Source organism: Dietzia sp. SLG310A2-38A2 (genome assembly GCF_014145095.1).
Classification (GTDB): Bacteria; Actinomycetota; Actinomycetes; order Mycobacteriales; family Mycobacteriaceae; genus Dietzia.
Genome location: NZ_JAALDX010000393.1, coordinates 1 through 4,543 on the forward strand (window position 1 = coordinate 1; position 4,543 = coordinate 4,543).

Annotated in this window: 4 protein-coding genes; all 4 read right to left on the reverse strand. The window is 70.4% G+C overall.

Annotated features, from left to right (window positions below; translation table 11 throughout):
- Positions 1–142: 142 nt before the first annotated feature.
- Positions 143–1,213 carry a PQQ-dependent sugar dehydrogenase gene (locus G6027_RS13670; protein ID WP_182637648.1) on the reverse strand — a complete coding sequence of 357 codons (1,071 nt, stop codon included), beginning with the start codon at positions 1,211–1,213 and terminating at the stop codon, positions 143–145.
- A 333-nt stretch (positions 1,214–1,546) separates the two neighbouring features.
- Positions 1,547–2,542 (reverse strand): IS481 family transposase, encoded by a 996-nt coding sequence (locus G6027_RS13675; protein WP_182637649.1) that lies wholly within the window; start codon positions 2,540–2,542, stop codon positions 1,547–1,549.
- A 116-nt stretch (positions 2,543–2,658) separates the two neighbouring features.
- Positions 2,659–3,597, reverse strand: a complete 939-nt coding sequence (locus G6027_RS13680; protein WP_182637650.1) for a MaoC/PaaZ C-terminal domain-containing protein — start codon at positions 3,595–3,597, stop codon at positions 2,659–2,661.
- A 32-nt stretch (positions 3,598–3,629) separates the two neighbouring features.
- A partial coding sequence (locus G6027_RS13685) for a 3-oxoacyl-ACP reductase (RefSeq protein ID WP_182637651.1) occupies positions 3,630–4,543 on the reverse strand: 914 nt, incomplete at its 5' end.

The window sequence follows — 4,543 nt, forward strand, 5'->3', positions numbered from 1 at the left end:
GGGCATGGCGCCGGCTACGCGGTCGCGCTGGCCGACGCCGCCCGGCAGGTCCTGCGGCTCTAGCCGGCCGCCGGACGGGCACCTCGCGCTCTGACCCGAATCCTGCAGCAGCAACGCGGGCAGAGGCGCAGCGTAAGCCTGGTTACCGGCCGGCCGGGCTCACGCGGAAGACCTCGTCCCGGTTGTTCGCGTTGGAGGTGGTGACCAGCAGCGAGCCGTCCGGCTCGGGTGTCAGCGAACGCAAGCGCCCGAAGTCACCCTCGAGGAGCACGGAGGCGTCGACGATCGACCGGCCATCGGAGGAGAGGCGGAACAGGACCAGCTTCTGTTCTCTGAGGTTGGCCATGGCGAGGCCGCCTTCCCACTCGCCCCACGCCTCGCCCTGCAGGAACTCGATGTCCGCCGGGGCCAAGCGCGGGGGACCCGAGGACCATACGGCTTCGACCGCGTTTGGGAACTGCTCGGTGTCGGTCATCGGGACGTTCTGGTTGTAGCTCCCACCGACATTCGGGTTCCAGCCGTAGTTGGTACCGGGCTCGAGGAGGTTCACCTCGTCGTCGCGGTCCGGTCCGTGCTCGGCGGAGTAGACGCGGCCGGTGCCGGGCTGGATGGCCAGTCCCTGGACGTTGCGGTGGCCGATCGTGTGGATCACCGAGTCGCCAGAAGCGGCAGTCCCGTCGGGGTTGACGTGCAGGGTCTTTCCGGCGAGCGAGGAGGGGTCCTGCGGTCCGGTGGCGGTGTACGCGTCGCCGGTGCCCACGTAGATCGACCCGTCGTCGTCGACCAGCAGTCGACAGCCGCTGTGGATGCCCTCGGCGCCCAGGGGGATCCCGGTCACCGTGTCGCGGACCTTGGTCATTCCGGACCAGTCGTCGGCGGCTCGGAAAGTAGTGATCCGGTTGTCACGGGTTCCACCGGCGTTCTGGGAGTAGCAGACGTGGATCTCGCGGTTCTGCGCGAATCCGGCATCGACGGCCAGACCCATCAGGCCGCTCTCCGATTGGCGGACCAGGCCGGGCAGGTCGATCGCGACATCCCGCCGTTCGCCGCCCGGGAGCTGCGCGACCATGCGGCCGCCGCGCTCGCCGGTCAGGAGGGTGCCGTCCGGGGTGCGGACCACGTCCCACGGGACGTTGAGTCCGTCGAGGAGGGTCGTGGCGGTCACCGCCGGGCTCGCGACCACCTCGACGCCCTCTCCCGCGCCGACGCCCACGACCGGCGGGAACAGGATGTCCGGCGGGATGATGCTGATGTCGTTCGAACCCGAGGACCCACCGCCCCCCCAGCGAACCGGTCTGCGCGACGGCCGTCACGGGGAGTGCGACGGCGACGGCCGCTGCGGCGGCGAGTCCGGCGAACGAGCGGTGTCGGGTGCGGTGGGTCGACTGCGTGGGAGGGTGCGGCACGGAGGCCTCCTATTGGTCGGGGTGTGGCCCAGGACATAGGGGGTTCGGCGCGACATCTCTTCCGGATGGGACGGCCCCGGCCCCCTGCCGCGGTGCAGCAGGGGGCCGGGATCGGTGGGCGACGCGCGCCGGAGGAGGGGCTAGATGTGATGTCCAGGGAGGTTGGTCAGTCGGGTGACCGGTGGCCTTCCTCCGAGGGCGGAGTGAGCTCGGTGCTGATTGTAGAAGTGCAACCACTGCGGTAGTTGCTCGTTGCGGGCGTTGGTCGACTCGTAGAAGCGGGCGTAGGCCCAGCCGTCGGCCAGGGTGCGGTGGAAACGTTCGATCTTGCCGTTGGTCTGTGGCCGGTACGGGCGGGTGCGCTTGTGCACGATTCCCAAGCTTGTGCAGGCGCCGCTCCAGGCGTGGGATCTGTAGGCCGAACCGTTGTCGGAGAGCACCCGCTCGACCGTGACCCCGCGGTCGGCGAACCAGGCCACCGCGCGGTCGAGCACCCCGATGGCCGTGGCGGCTTTCTCGTCGGCGTGGATCTCGGCGTACGCCACCCGTGAGTAGTCGTCGATGACGGTGTGCACGAACGCGATGCCCAGACGGGGTCCGCGCACGCGACCTTTGCGTCGGTCGGTATCTGTGGCTGCGCGATTGCGCCGCCCCTGCTGCTTGCCGACGTAACGCCAACCGCCGCCATCGGGGATGTTGCCGAACTTGGTCACATCGACGTGGATCAGCGAGCCGGGGCGCTCGTGTTCGTAGCGGCGCAGGGGCTCGCCGGTGACCCGGTCGATTCGCGACAGCCGGTTGATCCGGCACCGTACGAGCACGGCGTGCACGGTGGAGGAGGCGATGCCCAGTCGGCCGGCGATCTGGATCGGCCCCAGGCGGTGCCGCCACCGCAGTCGCACGATCTTGCGGACCATCACTGGGCAGGTGCGGTTCGGGCTGCGGTGGGGCCTGGAGCTGCGGTCGGTCATGCCGGCCGGGCCCTCGGCAAGGTAGCGGTCCGCCCACTTCTTGGCGGTTCGGGGCGAGACCATGAACATTGTGGCCGCGGCAGCATAGGTCCACCCGTCGTCGACGATCAGTTTTGCCAGCCGCAAACGGGTACGTGGGGTCAAGGTCGCGTTAGCGTGGGACACGAAGGCCTCCGGTCGGTGAAGCGTTGAACTAGACAGCTCCACTTCACAACCGGAGGCCTTCACCTGTCAGCCGAACTCACCATCGCGAGCCGGGACAACCTCCCTGGACATCACAGCTAGAGCTCCTCGATGGTGGCCGTCGCGTGCACGGTGCCGAGCTTGCGCGGGTTGCGCACCCTCAGCGACCAGGCAGGGTCACCGGCATCCGCGCCCACGCCGGTTCCGACGCCCGGGCCGGACCCACGCCGGGCGTAGATCGCGAGCTTGGCGGGCAGCACGACGGGCTTACCGAACTCCACCGAGTAGCGCGCCCGCTCGGGGATGGCGCCCTCGACCACGCCGAGCATGGTGGCGGCCGTCCACATGCCGTGCGCGATGACGTTGGGGAAACCGAAGGCCTTGGCGCCCACCTTGGAGACGTGGATGGGGTTGCGGTCCCCGGACACCGACGCGTACTCGGAGATCAGCGACTCGGACACCGACTTGACCACGGTGGGGTCGCCGATCTCCGCGGCCGTGGGCGGCTCGGGCCTCGGCGGGCGTGGCGCGTCCTTGGGCGGGGTCAGGGACGTCCTGCGCTTGGAGAGCAGGCCCGACTTCTGGACCCAGGCCGGCTCGTCGTCGTCGCCGGTACGGATCTCCGTGACGATGTCGAGCAGCAACCCGGCGGGGTGCTCCCGCAGGTTCTCGGCCCGCGCGCGGATCGAGAGCTCGTCGCCCACCCGCAGCGGGCGGTGGGACTCGATCTCGTTGGTCAGGTGCACCGATCCCATGGCCGGGACCGGGTAGGCCGGGTCCAGCATGAGCTGCATGCTCAGGGGGAAGGCCAGCGTGAACGGGTAGGTCAGCGGCAGGGCGTCGCCGAAACGCAGGTCGCAGACGCGGGCGTAGGCGGCCAGATTGGCCGCGTCCACGCGCACGCCCTCCACCTCGACGCCCTTCTCGGGCATCGACGTGCCGTCGCGCTTGCCGCCCAGCACGGGGACCGAGCCGACGGCGGCCTTGCCGTACTGGGCCAGCAGGGTGGGGATGGCGGGCAGGCGGGTGTACTCCACGGTGTTCTCCGAAGACGTGTGATCCACCCCGATCACGCGCCCAGGAGGGACTGGCCGCACACGCGGATCACGTTGTCGGTGACCGCGGAGGAGGCGGGGCTGGCGAAGAAGGCGATGGTCTCGGCCACGTCGACGGGCAGACCGCCCTGCTGCATCGAGTTCATGCGTCGGCCGGCCTCGCGGGTGGCGAACGGGATGGCGGCGGTCATCTGGGTCTCGATGAAGCCGGGGGCCACGGCGTTGACGGTGACCTTCTTGGACGCCAGCTCGGCGGAGGCACCGTCGACGAACCCGATCACGCCTGCCTTGGAGGCGGCGTAGTTGGTCTGGCCGCGGTTACCGGCGATGCCGGCCATGGACGAGACGCCCACGACGCGGCCGCCCTCGGTGAGGACGCCCTTCTCCGCGAGCTCGGCGGTGATCCGCTCCGGCGCGATGAGGTTGACGGCCATGACCGAGTCCCAGCGGGCGGAGTCCATGCCGGCGAGGGTCTTGTCGCGGGTGATGCCGGCGTTGTGGACCAGGATGTCGACGACGCCCTCATGGCGCTCCTGCACGTGCTTGGCCAACACCTCGGCGGCGTCGGCGGCGGTCACGTCGAGCGGCAGCGAGGTGCCGCCCACCTTGTTGGCGGTCGCGGAGAGCGACTCGCCGGCGGCGGGGACGTCGCAGCAGATCACGTGCGCACCGTCGCGGGAGAGCACGGCGGCGATCTCCGCGCCGATGCCCCGTGCCGCGCCGGTGACCACGGCGACCTTGCCCTCGAGGGGGCGGTCCCAGGAGGCGGGGGCGGTCGCGGCGCCGGCGCCCACTCGGAACACCTGGGCGTCGACGTAGGCGGACTTGCCGGAGAGGATGAAGCGCAGGGTGGACTCGAGGCCCGACGCGCCGGTGTCGGCGTCGGCGGAGACGTAGACCAGCTGGACGGTGGTGCCCCGCTTCATCA